At 72.1% G+C, this 14,204-nt stretch carries 12 protein-coding genes and 1 pseudogene; 6 read left to right on the forward strand and 7 right to left on the reverse strand.

All coding sequences use genetic code 11. The annotated features are described in order from the left end of the window. Positions 1-19: 19 nt before the first annotated feature. Positions 20-1,129 (reverse strand): mechanosensitive ion channel family protein, encoded by a 1,110-nt coding sequence (locus tag V7E46_RS11000; protein WP_333768255.1) that lies wholly within the window; start codon positions 1,127-1,129, stop codon positions 20-22. Positions 1,130-1,155: 26 nt separating this feature from the next. On the opposite strand from V7E46_RS11000, the gene V7E46_RS11005 reads away from it, so the two are divergent. Continuing rightward, positions 1,156-1,764: a dienelactone hydrolase family protein gene (locus V7E46_RS11005; protein WP_329179801.1), complete on the forward strand. Its 609-nt coding sequence runs from the start codon at positions 1,156-1,158 to the stop codon at positions 1,762-1,764. Between the two features lie 28 nt (positions 1,765-1,792). On the opposite strand, the gene V7E46_RS11010 is transcribed toward V7E46_RS11005, so the two are convergent. The 3 genes and pseudogenes from V7E46_RS11010 to V7E46_RS11020 all read right to left on the reverse strand — a co-directional run. After that, the gene (locus V7E46_RS11010; protein ID WP_329179804.1) at positions 1,793-2,602 is read right to left on the reverse strand and encodes a thioredoxin domain-containing protein; all 810 of its coding nucleotides are present in this window, start codon (positions 2,600-2,602) and stop codon (positions 1,793-1,795) included. 52 nt (positions 2,603-2,654) lie between these two features. Then, on the reverse strand, positions 2,655-3,350 hold the full coding sequence (locus tag V7E46_RS11015; RefSeq protein ID WP_333768256.1) for a hypothetical protein: 696 nt from the start codon (positions 3,348-3,350) through the stop codon (positions 2,655-2,657). A 37-nt stretch (positions 3,351-3,387) separates the two neighbouring features. Next, positions 3,388-4,299: pseudogene (locus V7E46_RS11020) on the reverse strand (DUF2252 family protein); the annotation flags it as partial. A gap of 195 nt (positions 4,300-4,494) precedes the next feature. Between V7E46_RS11020 and dnaE the strand changes: the two are divergent. Further along, positions 4,495-8,049, forward strand: a complete 3,555-nt coding sequence (gene dnaE, locus V7E46_RS11025; protein ID WP_333768245.1) for a DNA polymerase III subunit alpha — start codon at positions 4,495-4,497, stop codon at positions 8,047-8,049. Positions 8,050-8,182: 133 nt separating this feature from the next. Here the strand turns inward: dnaE and V7E46_RS11030 are convergent, their stop codons facing one another. Beyond that, on the reverse strand, positions 8,183-8,365 hold the full coding sequence (locus V7E46_RS11030) for a hypothetical protein (RefSeq protein ID WP_329179809.1): 183 nt from the start codon (positions 8,363-8,365) through the stop codon (positions 8,183-8,185). Positions 8,366-8,638: 273 nt separating this feature from the next. Between V7E46_RS11030 and V7E46_RS11035 the strand changes: the two genes are divergently transcribed. The 4 genes from V7E46_RS11035 to V7E46_RS11050 all read left to right on the forward strand — a co-directional run bounded on the left by V7E46_RS11035 (position 8,639) and on the right by V7E46_RS11050 (position 12,722). Further along, a complete protein-coding gene (locus V7E46_RS11035; protein WP_333768246.1) occupies positions 8,639-9,880 on the forward strand; it encodes an NYN domain-containing protein in 1,242 nt (413 codons plus the stop codon). A 125-nt stretch (positions 9,881-10,005) separates the two neighbouring features. Continuing rightward, complete coding sequence (locus tag V7E46_RS11040; RefSeq protein ID WP_333768247.1) at positions 10,006-11,058, forward strand: ABC transporter ATP-binding protein; 1,053 nt, start codon at positions 10,006-10,008, stop codon at positions 11,056-11,058. 115 nt (positions 11,059-11,173) lie between these two features. Next, complete coding sequence (locus tag V7E46_RS11045) at positions 11,174-12,001, forward strand: ABC transporter permease (RefSeq protein WP_333768248.1); 828 nt, start codon at positions 11,174-11,176, stop codon at positions 11,999-12,001. Positions 12,002-12,035: 34 nt separating this feature from the next. Beyond that, on the forward strand, positions 12,036-12,722 hold the full coding sequence (locus V7E46_RS11050; protein WP_333768249.1) for a hypothetical protein: 687 nt from the start codon (positions 12,036-12,038) through the stop codon (positions 12,720-12,722). An 11-nt stretch (positions 12,723-12,733) separates the two neighbouring features. Here the strand turns inward: V7E46_RS11050 and ybaK are convergent, their stop codons facing one another. Together ybaK and V7E46_RS11060 are read right to left on the reverse strand one after the other, a co-directional pair. Continuing rightward, positions 12,734-13,234 carry a Cys-tRNA(Pro) deacylase gene (gene ybaK, locus V7E46_RS11055; RefSeq protein ID WP_333768250.1) on the reverse strand — a complete coding sequence of 167 codons (501 nt, stop codon included), beginning with the start codon at positions 13,232-13,234 and terminating at the stop codon, positions 12,734-12,736. A gap of 1 nt (position 13,235) precedes the next feature. Beyond that, complete coding sequence (locus tag V7E46_RS11060) at positions 13,236-13,955, reverse strand: LON peptidase substrate-binding domain-containing protein (RefSeq protein ID WP_333768251.1); 720 nt, start codon at positions 13,953-13,955, stop codon at positions 13,236-13,238. Positions 13,956-14,204: the final 249 nt, after the last annotated feature.

A 14,204-nucleotide genomic window follows, 5' to 3' on the forward strand; every position in this document is an offset into this window, starting at 1 on the left:
CCCCGGCCGGCCCCCGCGGTCAGCGCTTGCCCGGTCCCGGGCCGAGGCCGGCGGTGTCCGGCAGCGGCGCCGGGGCCCGGTCCCGCGCCGCGTCCCGCCCGCCCGGCGCGTCCGAGGTGCTGAGCCGCGGCAGCGCGTACGGGTGCTCGCAGCGCAGCCAGTCGATCAGCTGCTCGCGCACGATGCAGCGCAGGTCGAAGATGTCGCCGGCGTCCTTGGCGGTGACCAGCGCCCGCAGCTGGATGGTGGTCGGGGTGGTGTCGATCACCACCAGACCCCACGCCCTGCGGTCCCACTCCTGCGTCTGCTCCAGGATCTCCAGCAGCCGCTTGCGCATCCCGTCGACGGGCGCCGAGTGGTCGAGGTGGAAGAAGACGGTGCCGGTCATCCGCGCGTCGCCGCGCGACCAGTTCTCGAACGGCTTGCTGGTGAAGTACGACACCGGCATCGTGATCCGCCGCTCGTCCCAGGTGCGCACGCTCAGGAACGTCAGGGTGATCTCCTCGACCGTTCCCCACTCGCCGTCCACCACCACGGTGTCGCCGATCCGCACCATGTCGCCGAAGGCGATCTGCAGCCCGGCGAAGAGATTGCCCAGCGTGGACTGCGCCGCCACACCGGCGACGATGCCGATGATGCCGGCGGACGCCAGCATCGAGGCCCCGACGGTACGCATCGCGGGGAAGGTGAACAGCATCGAGGCGATCGCGATCACCCCCACGATCGCGGTGAACACCCGCTGGATCAGCGTCGACTGGGTCCGCAGCCGGCGGATCTTCGCGACATCCCTGGAGACCGCGGCATAGCGCGCGTAGGAGGAGTCGGTGACGGCGGTCGCGACCCGGATCGTCAGCCACGCGGTGGCGCCGATCAGCACCAGCGTGAGGCCCTGCCCGACGGCTGCGCGGTGCTCGGCCGCGATGCGCACGGTGCGGTAGGCGCCGCGCAGCATCGCGGTGCACAGCGTCACCTGCAACGGCAGCCGGCAGCGGCGCAGCAGGTGCCACAGCGGCGTCTCGGGGTGCCGGGCGTCCGCAGCGCGAAGCGTTCTGTCGACGACGAGGCCCAGAACAACGGTCAGCGTGACCACTGTCCCCACGACGAGTACAGGTCGCAACGCGCCTTCCATGGTCACCTCTTCGCTCCTCAGTCCCAATGGCACTATGGACGCGTACCCGACCAGCCGAAGGAAACCCTGTGACGATTGTCCTGTTCCACTCCACGTACGGGCTGCGACCGGCCGTGCACAGCGCCGCCGACCGGCTGCGCGAAGACGGGCACGAGGTGGTGGTGCCCGACCTCTTCGACGGCAGGACCGCGGACAGCACGGAGGAGGGCATGCGGCTCAGGGACGACATCGGCAGGGAGGAGCTGCTGCACCGGGCGGTGACCGCGGCGGCGCCGTATTCCGAGCGGGGCGTGGTCTACGCGGGCTTCTCGCTGGGCGGCTCGATCGCGCAGAATCTGGCGCTGGGCGACGAGCGGGCCCGCGGGCTGCTGCTCCTGCACGGCACGTCGGACATCGCGGAGGGCGCGGCCACCGACATCCCGGTGCAGCTGCACGTCGCGGACCCCGACCCGTTCGAGCCCGACGACTGGCTGAACGCCTGGTACCTGGGGATGCGCAAGGCCGGCGCCGACGTGGAGATCCACCGCTACCGGGGCGCGGGCCACCTCTACACCGACCCGCAGCTGGCCGACTACGACGCCGAGGCCGCGGAGCGCACCTGGGCGATCGCGCGGGACTTCCTCCGGGAGCTGTAGCCCGCCGGAGGAGCCCCGCGCACCGCGGCTACTTCTTGAGCTGCGCCTCGAAGGCGGACATCACCTGGTCCGAGGTCAGGCCCGGCACCTTCACCGGCGTGCCGTTGACCACGACGTAGGGGGTGCCGCCCTGCACTACGTCCTGCGGCGCGGTGTCGTACTTGTGGCTCATCGTCAGGGCCCACTTGTCGAAGGTGCCCTTCTTCACCGCGTCGGAGAACTTGGCGTTCCCCTTGAGCGCCGGGACCTTCTGCGCCAGCGAGATCAGCTTGTCGGCGCTGTTGAACTCGTCCTTCTTCTCGTCCGGGTGGACGTCCTTGGAGTACAGCAGCTTGTGGTACTGCTCGAAGGCGTCGAGCGAGACGTTCAGCGCCGCGCCCATGGCGCTGAGCGACTTCTTGGAGCCGGAGCCGCCCTGCACGTCGTCCAGGAACGTCGCGAAGGTGTAGTCGATCTGGTACTTGCCGTCCTTGGCGCCCTGGAGCACCGCGTCACCGGCCGCCTGCTCGTAGCCCGCGCAGATCGGGCAGCGCAGGTCCTCGTACTCCTTGACGACGTTCTTGTTCTTCGGGTCGCCGACGATGACGGTCGTGCCGTCGGTGCCCGAGGTGTTGGCCGGCTTGACCAGGGTGTTGTCGGCGGCGTCCGACCAGTAGCTGGGCTTGTTCATCTCGTTGACGGCGTAGGCGACGCCGCCGGCTATCGCCAGCAGGGCCACGACGCCGCCGCCGACCAGCAGCTGCCGGCGGACCTTGGCCTTCTTGGCCTCCTTCTCGCGCTGGGCGCGCAGCCGCTCGCGGGCGGCGTCCTTGCTGGCCTTGCTGTTGCGGTTGCTCATGACGGATCTCCGTGAGTACGCGTGGTGAGTGGGGGGTGTACCGGTCCTGCGGTCAGAGGGCGACCGGGACGGGCGGACCACGGGTCACGACGGCGTGGTGCGGCCAGCGGGCGGCGGGGGCTCCCGCGGCGGCGCTCCGGGCGGCGGGGCGCACCCGGCGCGGCAGGCCGGTGCGGGGGCCGCGGACGGCGGCCACCGCGAACAGCAGCGGGCGGAAGGCGGCAAGGCCGACCGTCCGCAGCGCCTGGTGCAGGGCCGCCTCGCCGCGCCGCAGCCACCAGGCGGCCAGCAGGCCCACCGAGACGTGCGCGGCCAGCAGCAGCCAGGGCAGGGTGCCCGCCTGCATTCCCGCAGCGGTCTCAGCGCCGCCCTGCACCGCGGACAGCGGGGTGGCGGGCGCGGGGCCGACATGGCCGCCGTGGCAGAGGAAGGCCTCGTTGAACGACCGCCACGAGCCGGTCACCGGCCCGCCGGACGGGCCATAGCAGGCCTGCTGCCCGGTGGTCAGCAGCGTGTCCACGGCCAGTTCGAGCGGCACCATCAGGCCGGCCAGCGTCCAGAAGCCGCACTCGGGCCGGGCGGTGACCAGATACGCCAGCGCGAAGACCGCGGCGAAGGCCCCGGCCACCGCGGGCAGCGGCAGCGGGGCCTTGGCCATCAGGACGTGCGAGGTCGAGGAGAGCGTGACGCACAGCGCGGCGAAGAGGCCAGCACGCAGTGCCCTCAGCCGCGGTCGTATCGCCTCCATGGCGACAGAGTGTGCCACGCGTACCTGTATGTGTGACCTAAGAGCGGGTAACGGAGGCGGTCTGCGGGGCGTCCTGGGACCGCTGCAGGCCCGGTATGCGGCCGTTGCGGAAAAGGTCCACGAAGATCCGGTGGTCCGCGCGGACCCGGTCGCCGTAGGAGTGCGCGAAGTCCACCAGCATCGGCGCGAAGCCCTCCTCGTCCGCGCCGATCACCTCGTCGACGGCCTTCTCGGTGGAGAACGGCACCAGCGAGTGGCCGCTGTCGTCGTCCGCGGCGGCGTGCACCGTCGCCGCGGCCCGGCCCAGGTCCGCCACCACCGCCTCGATCTGCGCCGGGCCGTCCAGGTCCGACCAGTCCAGGTCCACCGCGTACGGCGACACCCCGGCGACCAGCTGCCCGGTGCCCGCCAGCTCGGTCCAGCCCAGCCACGGGTCGGCGTGCGCCTGCCGCGCCCGCTGCGAGACGACCGTGCGCTGGCCCTCGTGCGGGAAGTAGCCGCGCACCGCGGGGTCGGTGATGTGTTGCGAGACCGCCGGGGTCTGGCCCTGCTTCATGTAGATGACGACGTCGTTCTCCAGCGCGTCGGTGGTGCCTTCGAGCAGCAGGTTGTACGACGGCAGGCCCGCGCTGCCGATGCCGATCCCGCGCCGGCCGACCACGTCCTTGACCCGCAGGCTGTCCGGGCGCCCCCGGCTGGCCGCGGGCAGCGGCTCCAGGTACGGCCCGAAGGCGGTCGGCACCGCGCCCCGGGTGGCCGCGTCCAGCGGTATGGCGCCGCCGTCCTCGGCGAAGCGCTTGAGGTCCCAGGTGAAGGGGCCGACGAAGGCCTCGTCGAAGTCGTTGGCGCTGGAGACCAGCCGGCCGTTGGCTGCCAGATAGGTGCCGAAGTTCTCGGCGTGCAGGTCGCCGTGGATCCACATCCGGCCGGTGCGCTCGGTCCGCGCGGGCCGTCGCCCGTAGTGATGTCTGCCACGACAGGGGGGACGACGCGGGCGCCCGGATGGTTGCCTGCCTGCCTGCCGGGGCGCGGCGGGCTGCCGCCGCCGGGTCGCGGCCTGCGCTGTCGTACCCGGGTCGTAGACTCACCGACGCCGCCAGACAACCCGTTCCGATGGCCCGTTCTCGCCGGAGGTGTCGCCGCCTTGACCGATCAGCCCTTCACTCATCTGCACGTCCACACCCAGTATTCGCTGCTGGACGGAGCGGCGAGACTGAAGGACATGTTCAAGGCGTGCAACGAGATGGAGATGAGCCATGTGGCCATCACCGATCACGGCAATCTGCACGGCGCCTACGACTTCTTCCACCAGGCCAAGGCCGCCGGTGTGACCCCGGTGATGGGTATCGAGGCGTATCTGGCGCCCGAGTCGCGGCGGTACAACAAACCGGTCAAATGGGGCGCCCCGCACCAGAAGGGCGACGACGTGTCCGGCGCGGGCGCGTACACCCATATGACCATCTGGGCGCGCGACCGGGTCGGGCTGCACAACCTCTTCCGCGCCCAGTCCCGCGCGGCCTTCGAGGGCTACTTCCGCAAGCCCCGGATGGACCGCGAGCTGCTCAGCGAGCACTCCGAGGGCCTGATGGCCACCACCGGCTGCCCCTCGGGCGAGGTCTCCACCCGGATCCGGCTGGGGCAGATGGACGAGGCGATCAAGGCCGCGTCCGAATACCAGGACATCTTCGGCAAGGAGAACTTCTTCGTCGAGATCATGGACCACGGCATCGACATCGACCGCAGGGCCAGGGACGGCCTGATGGAGATCTCGAAGAAGCTCAAGGCGCCGTTCGTGGTCACCAACGACTCGCACTACACGTACGCGGAGGAGTCGTCCGCGCACGACACCCTGCTGTGCATCCAGACCGGCTCGAACATGACCGACCCGGGCCGCTTCAAGTTCGACGGCTCCGGCTACTACCTCAAGTCCGCCGCCGAGATGTACGCCATCGACTCCTCCGACGCCTGGCAGGAGGGCTGCCGCAACACCCAGTTGCTGATCGCCGACCGGGTCGACACCGAGGGCATGTTCCAGTTCAGGAACCTGATGCCGAAGTTCGACGTGCCCGAGGGGTACACCGAGGTGACCTGGTTCCGCGAGGAGGTCGCCCGCGGCATGAACAGGCGCTTCCCCGGCGGCATCCCCGAGGACCGGCAGAAGCTCGCCGACTACGAGATGGAAACCATCGTCCAGATGGGCTTCCCCGGCTACTTCCTGGTGGTCGCCGACTTCATCATGTGGGCGAAGAACAACGGCATCGCGGTCGGCCCCGGCCGCGGCTCCGCGGCCGGCTCGATCGTCGCGTACGCCATGGGCATCACCGACCTCGACCCGGTCCCGCACGGGCTGATCTTCGAGCGGTTCCTCAATCCCGAGCGCGTGTCCATGCCCGACGTCGACATCGACTTCGACGAGCGCAGGCGCGGCGAGGTCATCCGCTATGTGACCGAGAAGTACGGCTCCGACAAGGTCGCCCAGATCGCGACCTACGGCACCATCAAGGCCAAGGCCGCGATCAAGGACTCGGCCCGGGTGCTCGGCTACCCGTTCTCGATGGGCGACCGGATCACCAAGGCGATGCCCGCCGACGTCCTCGGCAAGGGCATCCCGCTGTCCGGCATCACCGACAAGGACCACCCCCGCTACAGCGAGGCGGGCGAGGTCCGGGCGATGTACGAGAACGAGCCCGACGTCACCAAGGTGATCAACTCGGCGAAGGGCATCGAGGGCCTGGTCCGGCAGATGGGCGTGCACGCGGCCGGTGTGATCATGTCCGCCGAGCCGCTGATCGACCACGTGCCGATCTTCTCGCCGAAGAACGACGGCGCCGTCGTGACCCAGTGGGACTACCCGAGCTGCGAGTCGCTCGGCCTGCTCAAGATGGACTTCCTGGGCCTGCGCAACCTGACGATCATGGACGACGCGGTCAAGTCGATCAAGGCCAACAAGGACATCGACATCGATCTGCTGTCGCTGCCGCTGGACGACCCCAACACCTACGCCCTGCTCGGCCGCGGCGACACGCTCGGCGTCTTCCAGTTCGACGGCGGACCCATGCGCGCCCTGCTGCGCATGATGAAGCCTGACAACTTCGAGGACATCTCCGCCGTCTCGGCCCTCTACCGGCCGGGCCCGATGGGCATGAACTCGCACATCAACTACGCCCTGCGCAAGAACAAGCAGCAGGAGATCACCCCGATCCACAAGGAGCTGGAAGAGCCGCTCCGCGAGGTGCTGGAGGTGACCTACGGCCTGATCGTCTACCAGGAGCAGGTGCAGAAGGCCGCCCAGGTGCTGGCCGGCTATTCACTGGGCCAGGCCGACCTGCTGCGCCGGGCGATGGGCAAGAAGAAGAAGGAGGTCCTGGACAAGGAGTTCATCCCCTTCCAGGCCGGCATGCGCGAGCGCGGCTACTCCGACCAGGCCATCCAGGCGGTCTGGGACGTCCTGGTGCCCTTCGCGGGATACGCCTTCAACAAGGCGCACTCCGCCGCGTACGGCCTGGTGTCGTACTGGACGGCGTATCTCAAGGCGAACTACCCGGCCGAGTACATGGCGGGTCTGCTGACGTCGGTGAAGGACGACAAGGACAAGATGGCGCTCTATCTCAACGAGTGCCGCCGGATGGGCATCAAGGTGCTGCCCCCGGACGTCAACGAGTCCAACGCCAACTTCACCCCGCGCGGCGACGACACGATCGTTTTCGGCCTCACCGCCGTCCGCAACGTCGGGCAGAACGTGGTGGAGTCCGTGGTCAAGTCCCGCAAGGCCAAGGGCCGCTACGGGAGCTTCCCCGACTTCCTCGACAAGGTCGAGGTGGTGGTCTGCAACAAGCGGACGGTCGAGTCGCTGATCAAGGCCGGCGCCTTCGACACCATGCAGCACACCAGGCGCGGCCTGACCGAGCACTTCGAGACGATGATCGACAACGTGGTGCAGGTCAAGCGCAAGGAGGCCGAGGGCCAGTTCGACCTCTTCGGCGGCATGGGCGAGGGCGACGCGGACGACGGACCCGCCTTCGGCATGGACGTGGTCTTCTCCGACATCGAGTGGGACAAGACCTATCTGCTCGCGCAGGAGCGCGAAATGCTCGGACTGTACGTGTCCGACCACCCGCTGTTCGGCATCGAGCACATCCTCGGCGACAAGACCGACGCCGCGATCGCCGCGCTGGCCGGCGACTACCAGGACGGCGCGATCGTCACCATCGGCGGCATCATCTCCGGGCTCCAGCGCAAGATGACCAAACAGGGCAACGCCTGGGCGATCGCCACGGTCGAGGATCTGGCCGGCTCGGTGGACTGCATGTTCTTCCCCGCCACCTATCAGCTGGTGTCCACCCAACTGATGGAGGACGCGGTCGTCTTCGTCAAGGGCCGGCTCGACAAGCGCGAGGACATCCCGCGGCTGGTCGCGATGGAGCTGATGGTCCCCGACCTGACCGACGTGGGCACCAACGCGCCGGTGAGCATCTCCATCCCGACGGTCAAGGTCACCCCGCCGCTGGTGGCCAGGCTCGGCGAGGTGCTGGCCAGCCACAAGGGCAACACCGAGGTGCGGGTGCGGCTGCAGGGCGCACGGACCACCACCGTGCTGCGGCTCGACCGGCACCGGGTGACCGCCGATCCCTCGCTCTTCGGCGACCTCAAGGCCCTGCTGGGCCCGGCCTGCCTGGGCGCGGGCCAGCAGGCAGGCTGACCCGGCGGGCGGCCCGCCGCCGGCCCCCGGCAGCCAGGCCGGCCGGCCCCGGCGGCGGGCCGCCCGTCCGACAGGCGCGGGGGCGCCCCGGAAGGGACACCCCCGCCTGTGCCGAACCGCCGGTGCGGCGCGCTCAGTTGTGGCCGAACCGCTTCTGCTGCTTGCGCGGCACCTGCGTGGAGGCCGGCGTCATCTGCTCGTCCGCGTGGCGGCTCCTGGCCTGCTCCTGCTCCTGCGCGGAGGAGTTGCGCTGCTGGTCCTGGTTCTGCTCGGACCGGCGGTTCTGGTTCGGGTTCTGATTCCGGTTCTTGGCCACTGTCCTGCCTTCCTGATGAGGGGGATGTCGGCCGAACGGCCTGCCGCCCGGCGGGCTTGGCGCCCAGCGGGCTCGCGGCCGAGCGGCCGCCATCAGATTTGCACGGGAGTACGAAGCGCGCATTTCGGGCAGTTGGGTGGGGTAGGAGTGACGCAAAACGACCGACCGCCACGCCGAAGATCGTGTTCGAGCTCATAACGCCCCGGCATTCGGGCAGACTCGGTGAGACCTGGGAGGATTCAGGGCCGAGGGGGCGACCGGAAGAGGTGCGATATGGACCGCTGCGTCGTCCTGGTGGACGCCGGATATCTACTGGGCGCAGCAGCAAGCCTTCTGGCCGGTGAGCCGTCTCGTTCCCGGATCATCGTTGATCATGCCGCTGTCGTGGCTGGCCTGCGGGAAAGGGCCGAGCGCGAGACCGGGCAGCCGCTGCTGCGGATCTACTGGTTCGACGGAGCACCCGACCGGGTTCCGCAACCCGAGCACCGGAGGCTGCGGGTGATGCCCCGGGTGACCGTACGCCTCGGCGCGCTCACCCGGACGGACGGCCGCTGGGCGCAGAAGGGCGTCGACGCCGCCATGCACGCCGAACTGTCGGAACTCGCCCGCAACCGGGCCTGCTCCGACATCGTCCTGGTGACCGGTGACGGCGACCTGCTGCCCGGCATGATGTCCGCCAAGGAGCACGGCGTCGCCGTCCACCTGTGGGCCGTACAGGCCGCGGACGGCGACTACAACCAGTCCGAGGACCTGGTCGCCGAGGCCGACGAACGCCGGGTGCTGGACCGCGAGTGGATCACCGCCGCGATCCGGGCCAGGGACGGGATCTGCCTCCCGGCGGGCGGCACCCGGCCCGGTATCGGCCCGGAGATCGCCGCGATCCTGTCCGCGCCGCTGCCCGAGTCCGCCACCGGGACGTCCCGCCAGGAGCCGCACCCCGCCCACCCCCCGCATCCCTCGGAGAACGGCACCGCGCCCGCGGCCGAGCCGGCGGAACCCGCCGGGACCGGCGGCAAGGGCGTACCCACCCCCAAGGACCTGGCCGGCCTCGGCAAGCCGCACCCCGCGCCGGCCACCCCGCACCCCGCCCCCAGCGCCACCCTGCGCTGGTCCTCGGACAAGGGCTGGACCGACCGTGGCGCCGGCGGACCCGACGTCCCCGACACCAGCGGCCTGCCCACCCTGGCCCAGCTCACCACCGCCGAGCAGCGCTGGGCGGACCGGGAGGCCGACATCACGGCGGTCAGCGGCGATCCGTACGAGGTCGGCCAGGTCTTCGCCCGCCGCTGGACCGCCCGCCTCACCGACTCGGGGCAGCTCCAGCAGCTGTCCACCCACTACCCCCGGGTCCCGCACCGGATCGACGGCGAGCTGCTGCGGTACGCCGCCCGCTTCGGCCTGCTCGCGCACAAGGACGACCAGATCGACGAGCACGACCGGTACGCGATCAGGGCCGGGTTCTGGCGCGAGGTCGACACCCGCACCGGCGTCGAGCACGGCCCGGGCGCCGACTGACCCGGCCGCGGGCCCGCGCGGCGGCCCCGGCCGGCCCGGTGTCCGCCGCGCGAAGATCGCCGCGGGCCCCCTCGGGCAACCCCCGTTGCGGCACAAGCCGTCCGCGCCGCGTAGTCTCGATCCTCGTGAACACGGGCACGGAGGACAAGGCGCCCCAAGCGGTCGCCTCGGCCCGCGACACGGTCTGCACCGTGCGCGGACTGATCAGGACGTACCCGGCCGGCTCCGGCGCGCGCCGCCCGGGACCGCGCCGCCGCGGCCCCGCCGCCGAGCCCGCGGCCGTACGCGCCAGCGACGGTATCGACCTCGATGTGCGGCGCGGCGAGCTGTTCGGCATCCTCGGCCCCAACGGCGCCGGCAAGACCACTCTGGTACGCCAGCTCACCGGCCTGCTGCGGCCGGACGCCGGCAGTATCGACCTGCTCGGCCACGACCTCGTACGCCACCCCGACCGGGCCGCCCGGCTGATCGGCTACCTCGGCCAGGAGTCCACCGCCCTCGACGAGCTGACCGTGTCGCTCGCCGCCGAGACCACCGGGCGGCTGCGCGGCCTGGACGCGGCGGCGGCCCGCGCCGGCAGGGACGCCGTCCTGGACGAACTCGGCCTCGGCCCGATCGCGTCCCGCCCGATCAAACGGCTCTCCGGCGGCCAGCGCCGGCTGGCCTGCTTCGCCGCGACACTGGTGGGGGAGCGACCGGTCCTCGTCCTGGACGAGCCCACCACCGGCATGGACCCGGTCGCCCGCCGGGCGGTCTGGGCCGCGATCGGCCGCCGCAGGGCGGATAACGGTGCCACGGTGCTGCTGGTCACCCACAACGTCATCGAGGCGGAGAACGTGCTCGACCGGGTCGCCGTGCTCGACCAGGGCCGGGTCATCGCCTGCGACACCCCCGCCGGGCTGCGCGCCCTGGTCGCCGACGAGGTACGCCTCGACCTGGTGTGGCGCACCGACCCGCCGCTCGACCTGCCCGAGATCGCCGCGCTGCGGCCGCTGGCCGACATCTCGGGGCGCCGCTGGACCCTGCGCCTCCCGCACGACCGGGCCCGCGCCACCGTCGCCGACGTCACCGGCGGCCCCGCCTACGCGGCCCTGGACGACTTCACCCTGGCGACCCCCAGCCTGGAGGACGTCTACCTGGCCCTGGGCGGCCGGGCGAAGGGCCTGGTGAAGTCATGACCCCGGCACTGTCCTTCCGCGCCGGGTCCCGCCGCTCCCGGGCCGGTGCGGCCACCGGGCCGGGGGGCCGCCGCAGTGTCCGTGCCGGTTCGCTCTCCAGGCCGGGAGGCCGCCGATGACCGTCGTCGCACACGCCGGGGCCGACCGGGCCGGTGCCGCCGCCGACGCGGGCGGGCCGGCGCCCCTCGCGCCGCGGGCGCGGCTGTGGCCCGCCCTCGGCGCCGTCTACCGGGCGCAGCTCTCCCGCGCCCGGGTCGCGCGGATCCCGCTGCTGTTCGTGGCCACCTTCCAGTCCGTCGGGATCATGGTCATGATGCGCGGGGTCGTCGACGCGGGCGACGGCGAGGCGGCGCGGGCCGTCGTCGCCGGGTCCAGCGTCCTGGTCGTGGCTTTCGTCGCCCTCAACCTGCTCGCGCAGTATTTCGGGCAGCTGCGGGCCTCCGGCGGCCTCGACCACTACGCCACCCTGCCGGTGCCGCCCGCCGCCGTCGTCCTGGGCGCGGCCGGCGCCTACGCGTCCTTCACCGTGCCCGGCACACTGATCACCGCGATCGTCGGCTGCGTGCTCTTCCACCTCACGCTCACCACCTTGTGGGTACTGGCCGTGGTGGTCCCGCTGGCGGGCGCCGCGCTGGCCGGGCTCGGCGCGGCCCTCGGGCTGCTCGCGCCCCGGCAGGAGATCGCCACGCTGTTCGGCCAGCTCGGCATGTCCGCGGCGCTGCTGCTCGGCGTGCTGCCCGCCTCGCACCTGGCCGAGCCCATCCGCTGGGTCCGCGACCTGCTGCCGTCCACCTACGGCGTCGAGGCCTTCGCCCGCACGCTGGGCGGCGGCGCGGGTACGGACTGGGCCGCGGTTTTTGTCGACCTGTCGGTGTGCGCCGCCGTCGGCGTCGTCTCGCTCGCCGTCGCCACCTGGGCCTACCGCAGGGCCGCCCGCCGGTGAGGCATCGCACAGCCGGACCTGGCACGATGGGCGGGTGACCGCACCCCTGACTCCCCACGACCAGTCGCCCGACCTGCCGCCGTATCCGGGGGCCGGGTCCGGTCCCGGGAAGGGCGGGGGGCGGATGAAAACGCTGCTCGCCGAGGTCGGCAGGGGCGCGCTGGTGGCGCTGTGCGTCACAGCCTGCGGAATCGCCCTCGGCCTGCTGTGGCTGTGGCTGTCGCCCCGGGTGCCGCTGATCTCCGACGGCAAGGCCGTCTACCTCAAGGACACCGAGGGCGAGGAGGCGATCGGCGGCGACGGCACCTTCGCGCTCATCGCGGCCGGGCTCGGGCTGCTGACCGGTGCCGCGGTCTTCCTGCGCTACCGGCGCGGCGGCATCGGCACCGTCCTCGGGCTGGCGGCGGGCGGCGTCCTCGCCTCCGTCGTCGGCTGGCGGCTCGGCGTCTGGCTCGGCCCCGACACCAACATCGTGGCGCACGCCACCGCGGTCGGCCCGAAAGTCGTCTTCGACGCCCCGCTGGAGCTGCGGGCCAAGTCCGCGCTGGTGGCCTGGTCGATCGCGGCGATGGTCGCGCACGTGGCGCTGACGTCCGCGTTCAGCCCCCGGGACCCGGAGGCCGGCGCCAAGGCGGCGCCGCCCGAGGTCTACCGGACCCCGCCGTCCGCACCCCCCGGGCCGCCCGAGGCGCCCCCGGAGGCACCGCCGGCCAAGGAGTAGCGCCCTCCGGCTCAGACGCGGGCGATCGGGGCCGGGGTCGCCGCGGTCAGCGCCCGCAGGTCCGCCGGGGACACCTCCACTTCGAGGCCGCGCCTGCCCGCGGACACGAAGACCGTGGCGAAGGCCAGCGCCGAGCTGTCCAGGACCGTCGGCAGCGCCTTGCGCTGGCCCAGCGGGGAGATGCCGCCCAGCACGTAACCGGTGCTGCGCTCGGCCGCCGCCGGGTCGGCCATCGCGGCCCGCTTGCCGCCCACCGCTGCCGCCAGCGCCTTGAGGTCGAGCGACCCGGCCACCGGGACGACCGCGACGGTCAGTGCGCCGTCCACCTCCGCGACCAGCGTCTTGAACACCTGCTCGGGACTCGTGCCGAGGGCCGACGCGGCCTCGTCCCCGTACGACAGCCCCGAGGACGGGTCGTGCTCGTAGGAGTGCACGGTGAAGGGCACGCCCGCCTTCTCCAGCGCGACGACGGCGGGCGTCCCCCCGGCGGCGCCGGTCCGCTTCCTGGCCACGTCAGTTCGCGCTGATCGGCTGGCTGGTCAGATCGACCGCGGGCAGCGACGGCAGCTTGTCGATGACGGCGGTCTCGCGCCGCAGCAGCCGCAATTCCGCGGCCAGCCGGGCCGCGCTGTCCGGCTGTTCGAGCAGCGTCTGCTTGAGCGGCGTCTCGGCGATCAGCGCGGCGGCCACCAGGTAGGAGAGCACGGTCGGATCGTCGGGGAATTCCTGGCCCGGCGCCAAGGTGCGCTCCCGCGCTCCCGCCAGCCGCTTCTGGTACGTGCCGAAGACCCGGGTCACCTCGGACGCCAGCGCGCCCGCGCCGCCCCCCGGGTCCTCCGGGATCTCCTCGATCTCCGCGGTCAGATACGGGCCCTCGGTGTCGAGCGAGAGCAGCTTGAAGCGGAGCAGGCCGGTGGCGACGAGCTCGTAGCCACCGTCGTCGCGCTCGGCGATGCCGGTCGCGTCCGCGATGCAGCCGATGGTGTGGAGGGCGGCGAGCGGGTCGTCCCCGAGACCCGCGGCCGGACCGGAGGACCCGCCCTGCTGGCCTGTGGGGGCCACCTCCTGGCCGTTCTTGATCGTGATCACGCCGAATCGCCGGGGGGCGTCCTCCGGCAGCGCGAGCAGATCCGCGACCAGGGCGCGGTAGCGCTCCTCGAAGACGTTCAGCGGGAGCACGAGGCCGGGGAAGAGGGTGGCACCCAGGGGGAAGAGCGGAATCCGATCGGTCACAGTGAGCCAGCGTATTCCCCTCCGGGGTGGGTGTGCGTCGTCCCCCCGGGCTCCTTCTCCCGGCCCGGCCCGGCCCGGGACCTTCCCCCCGGTGGGGGTCCCCGCGGCCCCGGGCGGGTGCCACCTGCGGTGGCATGTCGCACGTGCGGTGCGTCTCGCCTGGCCGCGCAGTTCCCGCGCGCCTGCGGGGCTCGTCCTCTGCCGCGGAGGGGCAAGCACCAGGGGCGGGGGGAGGCCCGTACGCGGGGC

The organism is Streptomyces sp. IBSBF 2435 (genome assembly GCF_036815005.1).
Taxonomy (GTDB): Bacteria; Actinomycetota; Actinomycetes; order Streptomycetales; family Streptomycetaceae; genus Actinacidiphila.